This window comes from Rothia sp. HSID18067 (genome assembly GCF_003989445.1).
Classification (GTDB): Bacteria; Actinomycetota; Actinomycetes; order Actinomycetales; family Micrococcaceae; genus Rothia; species Rothia aeria.
In genome coordinates, this window is record NZ_RBMF01000001.1 from 331,653 (window position 1) to 347,359 (window position 15,707).

13 protein-coding genes are annotated in these 15,707 nt (G+C 61.8%); 9 read left to right on the forward strand and 4 right to left on the reverse strand.

What is annotated here, in order from left to right; translation table 11 throughout:
• Window positions 1-58 precede the first annotated feature (58 nt).
• Window positions 59-1,630 (reverse strand): septation protein SepH, encoded by a 1,572-nt coding sequence (gene sepH / locus D8M23_RS12010; RefSeq protein ID WP_238693723.1) that lies wholly within the window; start codon window positions 1,628-1,630, stop codon window positions 59-61.
• Between the two features lie 335 nt (window positions 1,631-1,965).
• Here sepH and D8M23_RS01545 point away from each other — a divergent pair, with 335 nt between their 5' ends.
• A complete protein-coding gene (locus D8M23_RS01545; RefSeq protein ID WP_006887546.1) occupies window positions 1,966-2,265 on the forward strand; it encodes a DUF4193 domain-containing protein in 300 nt (99 codons plus the stop codon).
• A gap of 95 nt (window positions 2,266-2,360) precedes the next feature.
• Here D8M23_RS01545 and D8M23_RS01550 read toward each other — a convergent pair whose 3' ends face one another.
• The gene (locus tag D8M23_RS01550; RefSeq protein WP_126500219.1) at window positions 2,361-2,834 is read right to left on the reverse strand and encodes a DUF3093 domain-containing protein; all 474 of its coding nucleotides are present in this window, start codon (window positions 2,832-2,834) and stop codon (window positions 2,361-2,363) included.
• A 208-nt stretch (window positions 2,835-3,042) separates the two neighbouring features.
• On the opposite strand from D8M23_RS01550, the gene dut reads away from it, so the two are divergent.
• From dut to D8M23_RS11850, 5 genes are all read left to right on the forward strand, one after another.
• Complete coding sequence (dut, locus tag D8M23_RS01555) at window positions 3,043-3,489, forward strand: dUTP diphosphatase (protein WP_006887550.1); 447 nt, start codon at window positions 3,043-3,045, stop codon at window positions 3,487-3,489.
• A 93-nt stretch (window positions 3,490-3,582) separates the two neighbouring features.
• Entirely contained in the window at window positions 3,583-4,449 is an 867-nt protein-coding gene (locus D8M23_RS01560; protein WP_037235092.1) for a DUF3710 domain-containing protein, read from the forward strand.
• The gene (locus tag D8M23_RS01565; protein WP_037288150.1) at window positions 4,449-4,982 is read left to right on the forward strand and encodes an OB-fold nucleic acid binding domain-containing protein; all 534 of its coding nucleotides are present in this window, start codon (window positions 4,449-4,451) and stop codon (window positions 4,980-4,982) included. The genes D8M23_RS01560 and D8M23_RS01565 overlap by 1 nt, the downstream gene beginning before the upstream one ends.
• Window positions 4,963-5,697 (forward strand): DUF3159 domain-containing protein, encoded by a 735-nt coding sequence (locus D8M23_RS01570; RefSeq protein ID WP_006887561.1) that lies wholly within the window; start codon window positions 4,963-4,965, stop codon window positions 5,695-5,697. Before D8M23_RS01565 ends, D8M23_RS01570 begins: the two co-directional genes overlap by 20 nt.
• A gap of 113 nt (window positions 5,698-5,810) precedes the next feature.
• Window positions 5,811-7,826, forward strand: coding sequence for a hypothetical protein (locus D8M23_RS11850; protein WP_193976818.1), 2,016 nt, complete (start codon window positions 5,811-5,813; stop codon window positions 7,824-7,826).
• A 163-nt stretch (window positions 7,827-7,989) separates the two neighbouring features.
• On the opposite strand, the gene D8M23_RS01580 is transcribed toward D8M23_RS11850, so the two are convergent.
• Both D8M23_RS01580 and D8M23_RS01585 read right to left on the reverse strand, forming a co-directional pair.
• The gene (locus tag D8M23_RS01580; RefSeq protein WP_006887553.1) at window positions 7,990-8,643 is read right to left on the reverse strand and encodes a potassium channel family protein; all 654 of its coding nucleotides are present in this window, start codon (window positions 8,641-8,643) and stop codon (window positions 7,990-7,992) included.
• Window positions 8,644-8,661: 18 nt separating this feature from the next.
• Entirely contained in the window at window positions 8,662-9,420 is a 759-nt protein-coding gene (locus tag D8M23_RS01585) for a potassium channel family protein (RefSeq protein WP_126853296.1), read from the reverse strand.
• Window positions 9,421-9,624: 204 nt separating this feature from the next.
• On the opposite strand from D8M23_RS01585, the gene D8M23_RS01590 reads away from it, so the two are divergent.
• From D8M23_RS01590 to dxs, 3 genes are all read left to right on the forward strand, one after another.
• Window positions 9,625-11,685 carry an APC family permease gene (locus tag D8M23_RS01590; RefSeq protein ID WP_238693724.1) on the forward strand — a complete coding sequence of 687 codons (2,061 nt, stop codon included), beginning with the start codon at window positions 9,625-9,627 and terminating at the stop codon, window positions 11,683-11,685.
• 121 nt (window positions 11,686-11,806) lie between these two features.
• Window positions 11,807-13,426: a class I SAM-dependent RNA methyltransferase gene (locus D8M23_RS01595; RefSeq protein WP_006887569.1), complete on the forward strand. Its 1,620-nt coding sequence runs from the start codon at window positions 11,807-11,809 to the stop codon at window positions 13,424-13,426.
• A gap of 167 nt (window positions 13,427-13,593) precedes the next feature.
• Complete coding sequence (gene dxs / locus D8M23_RS01600) at window positions 13,594-15,606, forward strand: 1-deoxy-D-xylulose-5-phosphate synthase (RefSeq protein ID WP_238693725.1); 2,013 nt, start codon at window positions 13,594-13,596, stop codon at window positions 15,604-15,606.
• Window positions 15,607-15,707: the final 101 nt, after the last annotated feature.

Consider the following 15,707-nt stretch of genomic DNA (forward strand, 5'->3'; position numbering starts at 1 on the left):
TCCCCAAATCCTTCGCCCCATGCTGGGCTGGGTGGCCGGGTGCGGGCAGTATGGTGGGCTACTTGCGCCCGCCAAAAATAATTTCGTCCCAGGCGGGTACGCTCATCCGCTGCTTATTACGGCCTGATGATTTCGGCTTTTCGTGCCGTTTCGTCTCGGCGGGTTCGGGCTTGGACTCGGCGGAGGCGCCCTCGGTGGGAACCGTGGCGGTATCCGCCCGGGTGGTTTCGGCCTGTGCGGGACGCTGCTGCGCCTGGGTTGAGAAGGACTCCCTCTCAGCCCCGGCCGGTGCTGCGGGCCGGGATGACCGGCTCAGCCCGTGCTGGGTGCGCTCACGCACACCCGTACCCTCCGTGGCACCTGCGTTCTCGGTGCTGCCTGCGCTTTCACGGCGGGGTGCGCCGAAGGTGCCTCCGATGCTGGGCCTGCGGTTTTCCTGGCCACCGAACCGGCGTTCTTCGCGCGGCTCGGGGGTGCTTCCTGCGGTGCCCCGCTCGGGGGAGGAGGTCTCCCGCCCGGCGCGGCGGCCATAGAACGATCCGTCACCTGCCGAGAAACTAGCCACATCCCGGTCATCAACCGGCTCCTGCGGGCTTTCATCCGCAGAATCCTGGGGTGAAGAAACCCCCCGGTGTGCAGCACCCTGCGAGGCTGCGCCCTGTGCGCGCACCTGTTCACGGTGCCGCGAAGAGTCGGTAGTGTTATTGGCGGAGTCGGAGTCCTCAGTCACGGTCACAGTAGAAGGCTGGGCCACCACCCGCAGCTGCTGGGTGGTCGGGCCGGGACGTGACACGCTGCGGGCGCGCTCCAGAAGCTCGTTGAGTTTACGCTCATCCGGGCTGGTGCCCTTGATCGTGGAGGAGCTCACGCGGGAGGCATCAACCGGGGCGACACCGGTAGCTACCGCAACCGGCACATCCGCCACGGAAGAGGCCCCCGAACCGGTGCTGGACGGTGCTTTAGGCTGCGAACTCGGCTGAGGTTCTTCCTCTTGTTTCTTCGTGTCATACACTTCGTCCTCGGCGTTGCCCATTAAGAAATAGGCGGCCTCATTTGAGGCGTACAGGCTCTGATTAGCCGGGTTGTACACCCACCGTGCCGGGAACATAACCCGCGCGGGAAGCTCTTCGCGGTCCCGGGGTGTTAACGCAAAATCAACTTCAATGCTCCACTGCCCGTTATCCTTCTGCCGGGTAGACCAGTCCTGCGCGGCCTCCGAGAAGCCGTGCGCGGCCGTCACATCCGCGATACGCGAGGCAAGAGTCACGGGAATCTGCGCCAAACCTGAAGCTGAGCTGCGGCGCCCAACCTTCACGCCCTGCGCTGCACGGATAATATGCGCCCGCTCGGCCACAATCGGCCACTCGTAGCGGCGCACCCGCTCCGGCTCCCAGCCGGACTCCTCCGCGATCTCTTCAACACTGGCGCCCTGACGGAACCTCGTCTGAATATCACGAGGCCCAAAGCTGCCCTTCGTCCCCAGGCCCCGCGCCGGCTGAATACGGCGAGCCTTCGTGATGCTTGTGCGCAGGTTCATATCGATGGGCAGCGCAAACCGGGTGCCGTCGGCAGATTCAAGCACCAGGTTCTCGCCATCATCGTGGACACCCACTAGGCGCAATTCAAGCATGGAAACCTCCTGTATGCGGCTCAGATGCACCCCGCACCCGCGCCGTAAGAACGCAAACTATCTACCAGATTACCTTGCCAACCCTAAAACATGTAGTATATCCCACCGAAACCCACAAAAAAATAGGCCCAAATACCCCCGAAATACAGCCTTTGCACACAAAAAATGACGCGCAGAGAGTAATTTCCGGGGCCTCAATTAGACAAACCGGGGGTACATGGTGAAAAATACCTGGCATGTTGTGGAATAAACAACCCACAACGAAGTTAAGACACTCAAAGACCACACGTGGGCGCACACACCCTGCCCCACCAATCAAGACGGAGCGTGAAAGTTTGGCAACTGATTACGATGCACCTCGCAAGCAGGACGACGAACAAAACGAGGAGTCCTATGAGGAGCTGAACGCCCGCCGCTCGGAGATGCAATCCGGTGCGGTCGATGAGGACGAAAACACCGCTGCCGAAAGCTTCGAGCTGCCCGGTGCGGACCTCTCTAATGAGGAACTGAACGTTGTTGTCCTACCCGCACAGGACGACGAGTTCACCTGCGCATCCTGCTTTTTGGTGCGCCACCGCTCTCAGATTGCACGAGAAGAGGACGGGCTGGTGTACTGCGTGGAGTGCGAAGGCTAAAACACCAACCACACTACGCGACAAGGGCAGGACTCCACACGGGAACCTGCCCTTATCCATACCCAATACCGCCCGCCCCGTACCGGCGGACAGCCCTAATCCTCAGCTGTATCAAGCAGCTGCACCAGCTTCTCCGGGTGCCGTGAAGAAGCCAGCCAGTACGGTGTAGGATCCGCAGGGTCAGTAATCTGCAGCCGAACCTTAGGGGTAACCCACGGGCGGAAACACATGTAGGCGCGCCCGTCCAGCTCCGGCCCAGCGGCGCGGCGTGCATCATCACCCCGAAACGCCTGCACCCGGCCAATATACTCCCGCTCAATGCGGGCACGGCCAACCCGCACCCACCCGGCGGAAACCTCAATCACCGGCGATGAGGCATACAGCAGCCAACCCAGCACAGCAGATACCACAGCCCCCGCAATCACACCCACAGGGATACTGATCGGCGCCCCCACCAGGTAGGATGCGCCCCCGGCCACGAGCACCAGAAGCCACGTGCCCACCCCCGGAGCTAGACGCTCACGGTACAGCGGTTTGGACGATGCGGTGGGTGAAGGTGAAGAAGTCACAGAACATCCCTTCAAGAAGCCGGTTGGGCGCGAAGGGGAACAGTGTGTGCGTGCCGCAACCAGTCACAATAGGCGAACGAGTTACCACACTCATTGTAACGAACCCCATCGGGCCCCTGACCCGGCGGCCTTCAACCGCCGCTTTAGAGGCGGGCAGCAGCCGGGTTGCCACATGATTTTTTGCCTCCGCTTGGGTAGAGTGAAGAGCATGATTAACCCCATTAACGTTCAGATCAAAATGCTCGACCCCGAGTTGCCCGCCCCCGCCTACACCAAACCGGGCGATGCGGGCGCCGATCTGCGCTCACGCGTAGACTTCACCCTGAACCCCGGTGAGAGAGCCCTCGTGCCCACCGGCCTCGCCCTCGCCCTGCCTGAAGGGTACGTGGGTTTGGTGCATCCGCGCTCCGGGCTGGCCGTTAAACACGGCATCACCATTGTGAACGCCCCCGGTACGGTGGATTCCGGGTACCGCGGCGAGATTATGGTGACCCTGCTCAATACCGACCCCACTAAGCCTTTCCAGATTAAACGCGGCGACCGTATCGCCCAGCTGGTTATTCAGCGCTACGAGCAGGCGAACTTCGTGGTTGTTGCAGAACTGGATGAGACCGAACGCGGCGTCAGCGGGTTTGGATCCAGCGGACTGAAGTAGCGCACGGCACGCGCGTGCGGCGCGCTTGAACGCCGTAACAGGCACTCTACGCGTAAGATATTGAGTAGTACGTATACAGTGAGGGATAACTAAGTGTTTGGTTTCAGCAAGAAAAAACGTGCCGAAGAAGAATACGACGTCGAAGAGTATGACGAGTACGACGACTACGACGAGTATGACGAGTACGATGACTACGATGATTATGACGAGGCTGAGGACACCGAAGGTATCGACGAAGACGAGTACGATACGGAAGAGGAAGATAAGGCCGATCCCGTCCCCGCATACGTTGAGGACGAATCCCTGAAAGTCATCGTCTATGACCGTACCGAGGGCCCGCTCGATATGGACGAGGTGGAAGACACCGAAGACTACGCTAACCTTGGCTCCGTGTACATTAAGCTGCTTGATGGGATGCGCCTGCGCCTAGAGGTGGAAGAGGCAAGTGGTGTCGTGATTGCCGCGACCTGTATCCGTAAGGGTGCCACCATTCAGATTCAGGCGTTTGCGGCGCCCCGGTCGAGCGGTATCTGGGACGATATTCGTGAAGAGCTGGCCGAATCCGTGGCCTCGCAGGGCGGTACCGTCGAGATGTATGAGGGCGTGTTTGGTGTGGAGATGCTCACCCGCCTGCCCGCCGTAACCGAAGACGGCAAACGTGGTGAGCGTGTGGCCAGGTTCGTGGGCGTGGACGGCCCCCGCTGGTTCTTGCGCGGTGTGATCTCCGGTGAGGCTGTGCTCGATAATGAGGAAGCCGCCGAGGCTATTGATGAGGTGTTCCGCTCCGTGATCGTTGATCGCGGCGATGAGCCCCGCCCGCCGCGTGAGCTGCTGCCGCTGGTGGTGCCCGCGCAGGATATTGCCACCGCCGATGACGAGGACGAACCAGAAGAGCAGGACGATAAGAGCAAGCTGCGTCCGCTTCCACGCCGCGGCCCTGAGATCACTGAAATCGGCTAATGGTTCGGGTGCTTTCTGACCGCTCGGGGTCTCAGCCTCCGGTTGGGTACCCCGAGCGTTTTCGCGTGCGTTTAGCGGGCAGGATCGACCAGGTGTGGATTCCGCCGCTGGATGCTAAACCCGTGTATCGGGCTGAGCTGGTGGTCGCTAAATCACGGCTGCTGCAGCGGGTGAGCCCCCTGGCTGTTCTAGGGATTCCGCTGGTTGTTGAACCACCCGGTGAGGACATTGACGACTCCTCAAACACGCCCGCCCCAAAAGCGGTCAGCGGCCCACTGGGTGCCAAGGCGCCCACCGAGACATCGGAATTGGCGGCGTTTGCGCGCACCCCGCCGTTTGAGCCGGGCAGCCGGGTGAGCCTCATCTGGCACGGGCAGCGCTCAGTGCCGGGGGTGCTGGCCGGTTCACTATTGCGCTGCTCTGGGATGCTCAGCCAGTACCCGGGGGATCCGCGTATCTATAACCCGCGCTATGAGATCGTGCCACAACTACTGCTGACGGAAAGGACAAAAAATGCCCGCTACGGAACGTGAACCGGGCCCGCACAACACCTCCGCCGGGCGTGAGAGGACGGGTTCTACAGGGGAATCTGTGGGGAGCTCGTTCAGTGCGAGCATAGGCGGTAAACTGCGCCGTACCGCCAACGGTGATGTGGATGTGCTGCACGCGCTGGGGGGCTGGCGCGGGGTGGTGGAGTCGTTACTTCCGGCGACTCTGTTTCTGGTTGTTTTTGTGGTGACGAAACAGCTCACCTATGCCCTCATCGCCTCCCTGGTGACCTCCGGTGTGTTTACGGTGGCCCGTTTGGTGCAGCGTTCTAAGCTGGTTCCGGCGCTTTCGGGCGTGGTGGGTGTGGCTGTTTGTGCCTGGTCGGCCCATTCCACTGGGGACGCTAATGCTTTTTATGTTCCCGGGTTCTTCGTAAGTGGCGGGTATCTGCTTGCTTCGCTCATTTCGATTGCGCTGCGATGGCCGTTGTTTGGGCTGCTGTTCGGGTTTATCCGGGATGAGGGTGTGCGCTGGCGTGAGAAGCCAGCACGCTTGAAGTCGTATATTCTTGCAACGTGGATTTTTGTTGCGCTGCTGGGGTTACGCTTAGTGGTGCAATTGCCGCTATACTTTGCGGGTGCGACCGAGGCGCTGGGGGTTACTCGTCTGGTGATGGGTGTTCCGCTGTACGCGCTGACTTTGTGGGTGGCGTGGCGTGTGTCTGCCCCTGAGGAAAACCGCGCCGTTCAAGACTCATAACCTTATAAAAACCGATAATAGAGAATCGTGTGCGGCCCGGCTCGTGCCGGACGATACCAGTGGTGCGGTACCGTCCGGTAGGGGATGGGTCGTATGCGGCGAGAAACCCAACCATGAGAAAAAATATTCGTTACTATGTATATGCTGTTGTGGCTTTAGCCCTTCTGGGCATGTGCTTTTTACTGCCTGGCTCGTCCGTTTTTCACCAGGGTGCGTGGCTGACGGTTATTCTTGGGCTGCTGGCGCCTGTCGTAAACCGCCTGTGGGCGTTTAAAGCTGTGCGGCGCGTATACTGGCACCCGCTTAACAGAGCGGCGCATACAGTGCTGGTAGCAGTCTACGGGCTACTGGTGTTAGAACTATTCCGCCCCTGGGAAGCGCCGGATGGGTTCGCTACCACCGCCGTGCGGCTGGGCGCCCCGCTCGTGTATGTATTCCTCATCGCTCCCATTGTTACGTTCCTGCCGTACTACCCGGTGCGGTACTGGGTGCTGGGGCAGCTGCGAACCCCCACCGTTGCACCGCATTCCCGTGACTTCTTCGGGGTGAGCCCCCGCACCGCGGTCGCGTACCTGGATGCCCCGCTGCACAAACTCAACGCTGAGCAGGGGCGTGAGAGGGCGTACTCGTATGTGTGGTGCGCAGACCGGGCGATGCGTACCGTGCAGAACCGGCTCACAGTCGAAGCGGTACGGGAACCCATCACGGAAGAGACCACCGAACGGGTGGAGCGTCTGCAGCAGCTGGTGGAGCGCGCCTACCAGCGGTGCGACAGCATGGACAGGCACGAGCCCGGGTCACAGGCGTACCTGCAAGAGCGCGCCCAAGCAATGGCAAACTCATATGTTGTGCTCACCAGCGTAGGTTCTCCCGCATGGGGGATGGGGCAGTGGCACAACCCGCTCGTGGACGCGGCACGCGGGACGGTACTGCACCCGCACGTGCAGGCGTTACACAACAGTCTTGAGCAGGCGCAGGCGCAGGCGCGTGAAACCGTGCGGGCGTTAAACCCGGTGCTTCTGCACGCCCGCCGGGAAGGCAATAAGCAGCTGGTGGGTGCGCTTGCCGGTTTTACCCGCACCCTGGAGGCGCTGCTGACAGACGGGCTCAATAATACGGGGCATATGCTGTCGCTGTGCCCAAACACCCGCCCGGTTATTGCGCAGCCCGCGCTGAAACAAATGTATGAGCTGTACCCGCAGGCGTTGGAACGGCTGGTAGCGGCCACAAACCTGACCCGGGTGCTGAGCAAATTCCACCGCGAGTACGAGGCTTCCCTTGAGGTGGTGGCTTATGTGAAAGCGGCACTGGCTATTGTGCCCCACCTGCACGACTACGTTGAGACAACCGGCAACCGGTTTTACGCCAAATACGCGCGTCACCGCGAAGAGGCACTGAACTCTGTACTTGAGGCACGCTCCGAAACCGGGCACGATGCACTGTTTTTGGCGAACCTGCACGAGTGGGTGAACACGACAGGAATCACCGCCCCGGATAACCTCAGCCGCCGCACGGAGAACAATATCCGCCGGTTGAGCGCGCAGATCGCTGCCACCCGCACCCGCCGTGCGCTGGCAGAATCGGTAGTGTACGCCGCCGGCGGCCTCACCGAGCTGCAGAACATTGACACCGCCCGGCTTGCGCACCTTTTCAGTGTGGTCAATGACGAGCCTGCAGACGCGGACGAACCAACCGAGGTGCCTCCGCGGGTGCTCGCCGAAGCGAAAGCACTCAGCGAGAAAATACGGTCAGCCTGCCTGAAGCAGTTCCCCGAGCTTGCCGAAGGCAACCGTGCCACGGCGGAGCCCTCAATGAGCGCCTTCTACGCGGCCGCCCTCGCCGGGTCGGCCTACGCATTCGACGGGGTGCACGCGGTACGGGAACAGCTGCTGGAAAATATGCGTGCCGACCGTGCAGAGTCGAGCGAGCTTCCCGCCGTCTGCTGGTACTGGCCGCATAACACCCGCGCGGGTGACGCCCACGGGGCAGATGTCGACTGGGACGTTAGCGGAGACTTCGGCGGCTGGGAGAACTGCGATATGGGTGGCTCCGACTTCTCAGGATGCGACAGCAGCGGCGGGGGAGATTTCGGCGGTTCAGACGGTGGAGGCGGCGGCGGGGGAGACTAAACGCCCCAGTCGAGTATTTCCGTGCCGCAGTATCGGCACCGGATTCGCGGGCCGTACCTCTTGCCACGCTAACGGCGGGATGCTCCCCAGAAGGATGGGGCGCCTCCCGCCGTTTCTTGTCTCACCGGGCGGCAGTCGGCACGGTACCCGACCCGGTTATCCACTAGGCGAAAAGCGCGCGGATCTGGTCTTCACCAGCGATAGTGGTAATGAAAAACAGCTCGTCTGAGCCCTCAAGAACAACATCAGCCGACGGGGCGATCGGCGCACCATCCCTCAAGATAGCGGTGAGTACCGTATCCGTAGGCCACTGCACATGATCCACCCGGTACCCGATCACCGGGTGATCCTCCGGCACCGTGTACTCCACCAGGGTGGCCCCGCCAGCCTGCAGGGTCAGCAGGCGCACCACATCGCCCACTTCAACAGCCTCCTCCACAAGGGCAGTCATCAGACGCGGGGTGGAGACCGCCACATCCACACCCCACGACTCGTCAAAAAGCCACTCGTTGCGGGGGTTATTCACGCGCGCCACGGTGCGCGGCACCCCGTACTCGCTGCGGCACAGGAGTGAAACCATCAGGTTTGCCTTGTCGTCACCGGTGGCGGCCACCACCACTTCGCTCTCTTCGGGTACGGCCAGCTTCAGCACCGACAGCTCACAGGCATCCCCAATAAACCACTGCACCTGCGGCAAGTTGGCGCGTTTTTTCGTCTCAGGCTTTGAATCGATAATGGTGATTTCGTGGCCGCTGGCGTGCAGCTCCCGGGCGATAGAGGCGCCCACCGAGCCTGCCCCAACAATTAGTACTTTCACGTGGTGTCCCTTATCCGGCTAGTTGGTGTGCGGGTTATCGCTTTTCACGGCATCTGACTCGGCGGCGAAAGCCCCAGCCCATGCGTCCCGCGGGTCGTGGCGTTCACCCTCAGTATCCTTAGGCGCCTGGGAGAGGATACGGGCGATCTCGGTCGCCTCATCGGTGCGCACCATGGCGTGCACAGTATCACCCTGCTGGTAGCTCGTATCGGGCCGGGGGAGCATCCCCTCACCGAACCGGGTGATGTAGGCGATGCGCGCACCCGTAGCAGCCTCAATATCGACCAGCGCGTGCCCGGCCCACTCCTCATGAAGCGGTAATTCGGTGAGAATCAGACGCCCAGATGCCTCCCGGTAGTCACCCCGGATCGCCTGCTCGGGCAGGATACGGCGCAGCACCTGGTCGGTTGACCAGCGCACCGCCGCAACAGTGGGGATGCCCATGCGCTGAAAGAACTCCGCCCGGTTCGGGTCGTACACGCGGGCAACCACGTTCTTCACCTTGAACGTCTCACGCGCCACACGGGCGGCAATCACATTGGAATTATCCCCCGAGGATACGGCGGCAAAGGCGTAGGCGCCCTCTATCCCGGCGCGCTCCAGAGTCTCTTTATCAAAACCCACGCCGGTGACGAGCTTACCGCCAAAGTTCTTCCGCAGCGGCTGGAATGCGCGGATATCCTGGTCAATCACGGCCACGGTGTGCCCGGACGCTTCGAGGGTTCGGGCGAGCATGACGCCAACTCGCCCGGCGCCCATAATCACAAAGTGCGGCATAGTTCTCCTAGGGTTGAGCCGGTTACTGTGCGCGGCGGGGAATGATATGACCCCCTCAAACCGTCAGGCTCGCTCATAGTTAAGAGTGTACAGCTCCCCGCGGGGGCGGCGCCTGACCCCCTACCCTATGACGGGACCGCAGCCGGAGAAAGAGGAGGCACCGCATAAATTGAGCTTTAGAGGCGGGCGGGATAGCCTTAAACCGTGAACAATCGTTGGGGTAGGATGCGTCGCGCGCTCACCGGTGGGCCGGTGGATTCTCGGCAGTTGGCGGCCACGTCGCTACCGAAGCGCTACGCCCTGCCCTTGCTGGGTTCTGACGGGATTTCGTCGGTGGCCTACGCCGCCGATGAGGTGATTCTTATCCTTGCCGTGGCCGGGGCCGGTGCACTCACCTACTCGCCGTGGGTGGGGTTCGCCATCGCCGTGGTGGGGCTCGTGATCGTGGGAACTTACCGGTACAACATCCGGCAGGTCGCCGCTGAGGGCGATTTCGCCCTGGTACGCCGCAAACTGGGCCGCCGCCCGGCCGTGGTGCTGGGCGCCTCCGTGCTGCTGGACTATGTGCTCACGGTAGCGGTGTCAATGTCTTCAGCGGCAACGTTTATTACCGCGCTTTTCCCGCAGCTGCAGGGCTTCCGAGCTGGTATTGCGGTCACCCTGATTGTGGTTCTGAGCGTGGTGTGCCTGCGCGGGGTGCAGCTGATGGGCCGGTTAGCCCACTGGCCGCTCTACATTTTTCTGGCCCTTTTAGGGATCACCCTGGCGTACGGGCTGCTGCAGGCATTCACCGGAACCTTAGCACGCGCCGAATCCGCCGGGTACACGCTCACCCCCGAAACCCCGCACGCAAGCCTTGACGGGGTGTTCCTGGTGCTGCTGCTCTCCCGGTCCTTCTCAGCCGGGGCGGTGGCACTTTCGGGGGTTTCAACTATCTCCAACTCGGTGCGGTTCTTCAAAGCACCCAAGCAACGCAACGCGGCACTGACACTCATGCTGATGATCGTCATCACCGGGGTTCTGCTGGTGAGCATCCTCTATTTGGCGCGGCAGAGCGGAGTGCAGCTGGTGCAAAACCCCAACCGGTACTTGAGCACAGACCCGAGCAGCCCCAACCAGCCAATACACCAGAAACCGGCCCTGTACCAGGTGGCGTTCGCCGTATACGGGAACGACCTCATCCCCACACTGCTGGCCTTAGCAACAGTGTCCGTGCTGGTGATCGCCTCACTGACTGCGTTTATCGGGTTCCCCATGGGGGCCTCAGCAATCGCCGACCGGCACTATCTGCCGCACCGGCTTCGGAGCGTGGACTCCACCGGGCTGTACAGTAACGGCGTGATCCTGCTCGGGGTGATCTCGGTACTTTTCACGGTGCTGTTCGCAGCTGACGTGTTCGCCCTCATCCAGCTGTACGTGGTGGGCATGTGCACCTCAATGCTGCTCACCCAGGTGGCGGTGGTACGGTTCCGTCTGCGTAAACTACGCATTACCCTAAAACCGTCGGCGCGGCGCAAACTCGCCCGCGACATCACTGTCAGCGCAGTCGGGGTGGTGGTCACCGCCCTGGTACTGGTAACCGTGGTGGGCACCAAATTCTTGGCTGGGGCCTGGCTGTCGCTCACATTCATTCTGCTTCTGTCCGAGGTGATGCTCATGACCCGCAGGCACTACGCCCGCGTGGATAAACTAACCGAAATACCGCTGGATCAGGAGGCGGCCGCCGACGCCGCAGCCCTACCCTCACGCGTGCACGCCGTGGTCTACATTGAGCGGGTACGCCAGCCCGCGCTCAGGGCGTTAGCCTACGCTCGGGCCGCGCGCCCCTCCACCATAGAGGCGCTGACCGTCAATAACGACCGTCAGCTGCTGGCTACCGTGAAAGAACGCTGGGATATGCTGCACATCCCGGTGCAGCTATCGGTGATCGACTCACCGTACCGGGACACGGTGTCCTCGGTGCTGGACTATGTGCGGCGGAAACGCAAAAAATCCCCGCGCGACGTGGTGGTGGTGTACCTGCCCGAGTTCGTGGTGGCGCACTGGTGGCAAGAGATACTGCACCGCCGCACCGTGCGCAGGCTCAAAAAAGCGCTGCTGCACGAACCGGGAGTGGCAACCGCCACCGTACCGTGGGCTCTCCACGCCGCCGAGACCCAGCCAGGGGAAACGGTCGCACCCACACAGCCTCCCAGCAGCGAAGAACCACCCACCCACCGGGTGCACCGGCCCGCCCTGTACCGGGGAAAAACAGGCGCTACCTAGGCGTGGGATTGGCGATAAAAATATTGAATTTTTACCCCGTCTGTGGGAGGGTTGAACGGTTAGTGCCCCGCGCCGGGTGTAAAATACTTCACAATTACTACAGTATGTTAGGAGACGATGCGTGCGTCAGCTCGACAGCACCTCGACGCGTGTGCCCACAAACACCGCACCTAGCCGCGGCACCGAGCCGGTAAGCGGTTATGCCATCGGAGACTTGGTGCGCCTCACCTGTGAATCACCCGCACACGGCGGCGCCTTTGTGGCCCGCAGCGAAAAAGGCGTAGTGTTCGTGCGGCACGCCCTCACGGGAGAGACCGTGCAGGCCCGCATCACCGACATCGGCCCTAAAAACCGCTACTATTTCGCGGACGCCGTGGCAATAGACACCCCATCACCAGCGCGACGAGAACACCCCTGGGTGCAGGGCAACTCCCTGCTCACCGATGAAGAACGGGCCGCCGCAACCGGTGTGAAAGAGCTGCTGGGCGGCATGGAATACGGCCATATTGACCCCGCCACACAGCGCGCATACAAAACAGATACGCTACGCACCCAGCTGATCCGCCTGGGCGGCATATCGCCCGACTCGCCTCTCATTACCAGTCTGACCGTCGAACCAATGCCTACCAAAGACCTCACCGAAGGGGACCTGTCGTGGCGCTCGCGGGTGCGGTACACCGTGGTGAAAACCCCCTCCGGCTGGCGTATCGGCATGTACCCGCACCAGAGTTCACGGGCCGTACCCGTGATCGACTTCCCGTTAGCGGCGCGCGAGCTGCGGCAGCTGAACCTGCACGAACTAGATTTACACGGTATCCGGCAGGTGGATGCGGCGCTTTCTTCGCGGGGCCGTATCCTCATTCAGCTCACCGTAGACCCGCGTTTTACGGCCAGCGAGGTGTCCCAGCCCATTTACCGGCAGGCTGAGAAGCTGTGGGGGGACTTGGCAAAACGCAAAATTTCGTTATTTTTCACCCCCGAAAACCGGTCAAACGCTAAACCGGAGTACGGGGTGCGCCCCAGCCTGCGCAGCCCCTACCGCAGGGTACGCCAGGGGGATGTGCTTCTGGGCGGCGGCCTGAAATCCGTGACCGAGGACGTTACTTTCGGTGCCCGTAGGTTCAGCTACCAGGTCTCTGCTGGCGGGTTCTGGCAGGTGCACCGCTGCGCCCCGTCAGCCCTGGTGGGAACCATGCTGACTATGCTGCGGCCGGCTGAAGGCGAATGCACCCTTGATTTGTACGCTGGCGCGGGCCTGTTTACTGCCGCTCTTGCCGATGCGGTGGGTGAGCGCGGCACCGTGGTCAGTGTTGAGGGCTCACCGGTGACGCACCGGGATGCGCGCGCCAATTTCGCCCCCGACGGCGCGGCCCGCAGCGAATCGGCCAAAGACACCCGTATCGAGGTGATCCACGGGGATGTGGCGCGCACCCTCCTGGATCTGAAAACGGCCCTTGAACTGGACGAGCTGCCCCATATTGACGCCGTGGTACTTGACCCTTCCCGTGAAGGTGCGGGCAAGAAAACTTTGGAGCGGCTGAATAAGCTGTCGCCGGGGCGTATCCTCTACGTGGCGTGCGACCCTGCGGCGCTGGGGCGGGACACCGCGATCCTGCGTGAACTCGGCTGGGATTTGGTGCAGGTACGCGGCTACGACATGTACCCCAACACCCACCACGTGGAGGCGGCAGCCCTGTTCTATCGGGCCCCGGCACGTATTAAACCGCGCCGCATCCGCTAATGCGGGATTCGGTAACCGGTGGGGTGCACCGGGCGCGTAGAGTCGAGGTTTGAGGTCCGCACCGGGTAGAATCGAAGAGACCGGTACCCGAGTTTTTCGCCTAAGGAAGCCGGAAACGTACCGGATGGAGAGAACTGCAACAGTCGCAGTAGTCAAAAGGAGTGTGTATGCCCGAAAAGACTGTACCGGGTGAGAACGCCAAGCCCGAGATGCTACACGGCATTCACGACCCCAAAGATCTGCGACCCCTCACCTATGAGCAGCTACGTGAGCTGGCGGGGGAGATCCGGGAATTCCTGGTGAACCATGTGGCGGTCACCGGCGGCCACTTGGGGCCGAACCTGGGCGTGGTTGAGCTGACCTTAGGCATTCACCGCGTGTTTGATTCGCCGCACGATAATATCCTGTTCGACACCGGGCACCAGTCGTATGTGCATAAGCTGGTGACCGGGCGGCATAACTTTGAGAGCCTGCGGCAGAAAGGCGGGCTTTCAGGGTACCCCGACCGCAGCGAGTCGGTGCATGACATTATCGAGTCGTCGCACGCCTCTTCATCCATCTCGTGGGCTGACGGTATTTCGCGTGCGCATAAGCTGAACGGGCAGAATGACCGGTACACGGTGGTGCTTATTGGTGACGGCGCACTCACCGGCGGCATGGCCTGGGAGGCTGTGAATAATATCGCCGCCGACCGCACCCGCAAAGTTGTGATTGTGGTGAACGATAATGGCCGCTCCTACGCCCCAACTATTGGCGGGTTCGCCAACCAGCTTTCAGCACTGAAATATAACGTGCAGCAGCAGGTGGATAAGATGCGCCTGGACCGCCGGTACGACAGGGCGCTGAACGCTATGCGTGAGAAGCTGCAGCGCGGCGGCTCATTCGGGCAGATGATTTACCGGGGCCTGCATGGCATGAAGGCCGGTATTAAAGATGTGGTGGTCCCCGGCGGCATCTTCGAAGATCTGGGCATGAAATATGTGGGCCCTATCGACGGGCACGACCAGGAAGCGGTTGAGACCGCCCTGAGTGCTGCGAAGAACTACGGCGGGCCTGTGATTGTGCACGCCATCACCGAGAAAGGGCACGGCTACGCCCCGGCGCGTGCAAACGAAGACGACCAGTTCCATGCTGTGGGCCCCATTGACCCGCTCACCGGCAAAGAAGTCTCAAAGAGCACCAAAGAGTCGTGGACTAGTGTCTTCGGGCGCGAAATTAAACAGATCGCCGATGAGCGTGAAGACATTGTGGGTATTACCGGGGCGATGCTCATCCCCGTGGGGTTGCGTGAGTTCGCCCAGGCGCACCCCGAGCGCGTGATCGATGTGGGCATTGCCGAGCAGCACGCGGTGGCCATGAGCGCCGGGCTCGCCTACGGGGGGATGCACCCGGTGGTGGCGCTTTACGCGACGTTCCTGAACCGTGGCTTCGACCAGCTGCTCATGGACGTTGCCCTGCACAAGGCCGGGGTAACGCTGGTGCTTGACCGCTCGGGTATTACCGGCCCGGACGGGGCAAGCCACCACGGCATGTGGGACCTGGCGCTCCTGCAGTTCATCCCCGGGCTGTACATGGCGGCACCGCGTGACGCCGCGACCCTGCGCGAGGCCCTGCGTGAGGCGGTCGCCATTGACGACGCCCCCACCGTAATCCGCTACCCCAAAGGCTCCGTGGGGGAGGACATCCCCGCCCTGGAACGCCGCGAAGACGGCGTGGACGTGCTGGTGCGCACCGGTGCGGCACACCCGCAGACCGGTCAGCGTGACGTGCTGTTCGTGGCAGTGGGTGCCATGGTGCGCGTGGCCCTTGAAGTATCCCAGATTCTTGAGACGCACCGGGTGCATTCTACCGTGGTGGATCCGCGCTGGGTGATGCCCGTACCGGCCTCCGTGGTGGAGCTGACCCGAGACCACCGCATCGTGGTCACCATTGAGGACGGGGTACGTTCCGGTGGGGTAGGTGCCCGCATTCGTCAAGAGATGCGCGCCGCCGGGGTAGACACGGCCCTGAGCGAGCTGGGGCTGCCAGCAGAGTTCATCCCGCACGCCTCCCGCGAAGAAATCCTTGAGGAGACTGGCCTGAGCGCCGAAACCATCGCAGCCGATGTGCTCGCCCAACTGGCTGGCGATAAGGTGCCGTTCGCTCGTGAAGAAGGCCAGAAGCCGCGGCACACCCACTAATAAGACTACTGGCAGCTCTGGGGCACCTTGGGGTAAATGGATACTTGAGCTAGAGAAATGTTTGAAAATAATCTGAACATTTACAGTGTTGTGTAATAGTA